The sequence below is a fragment of the Pseudoalteromonas sp. APC 3893 genome (assembly GCF_030408095.1).
Taxonomy (GTDB): Bacteria; Pseudomonadota; Gammaproteobacteria; order Enterobacterales; family Alteromonadaceae; genus Pseudoalteromonas.
The window spans coordinates 1-861 of the sequence record NZ_JASDCD010000081.1 but is presented as its reverse complement, the minus strand read 5'-3'; the positions used below and the strand labels follow the sequence as shown (position 1 = coordinate 861).

Here is an 861-nt window from a genome sequence, read left to right as displayed (position 1 = left end):
TAACATTTTAGTATTTATGCGACACGCAGTTTGTGTTGCATAATCGCTTGTTGGACTGAGGCGCTACCTGCTCGGTGTATAGAGTTGGTGTTGTTTATGCTATGGGAATTTGCTTTTTAGAGGCTCTAGCTAAATCAGCTAATTTAATAAGCTTACCTATTATAATTTAAGCTTTCCCTGCATTGCTCAGCGTTTATTATCTATTCATTAAACCGAATGTTTAACCGTTAAGCAAGGATATTTTTCTTACGCACAGTCGTGACTAGCCTGAGCAGTTAAGCAGGTTAACTTATTGATTTAATGCAGCAGGCAAGGCTGCTAACTCGTTCGCGCTATTTTATTTGTCGCCATATCTAAATTCATCACACCAATAAATCGTAAGATACCCACCTTGCATGACTGGCAAGGCCAATGCGGTATTAATGGTTCTTGCTCTACTTTCGGCTTCACCGCTTTGAATGGGGTTATTGATGCTTGAGCCTTTATTAACACTAACCTTCGCTTGCGACATGCATTAGCTAAAAAGCCATAGTGGCGAATGCGCATAAACCCTTTCGGCAATACATGTTGTAAGTAGCGCCGTAAAAATTCATCACAACTCAGTGTCATTACTTTATCGCGGTTGTTATCTGCATAATCGCGATATTTAAAGCTCACGGTTTCCTCTGTCGCTGACACTAATCGCGATTCTGACATCACGCCTCTTCGGGTATAACGCGCAAGATAGCTAACTAGCTTTTCACTGTACGTTAAACAGGCTTTGCTATACACGCACCATTTTGTTGGCGTGTTTATCTTCGCGAATGAACTATCGCATTCATGGAGTGCCGCCAGCATTTTACCTCTAAAGACTGTTGATAA

General features: G+C 41.2%; 1 protein-coding gene. It reads right to left on the bottom strand.

Going from position 1 to position 861, the window contains the following annotated elements; all coding sequences use genetic code 11:
* Positions 1-318: 318 nt before the first annotated feature.
* Positions 319-861, bottom strand: a 543-nt coding sequence (locus tag QMA12_RS22085; RefSeq protein ID WP_290295326.1) for a transposase, incomplete at its 5' end; no start/stop codon positions are given.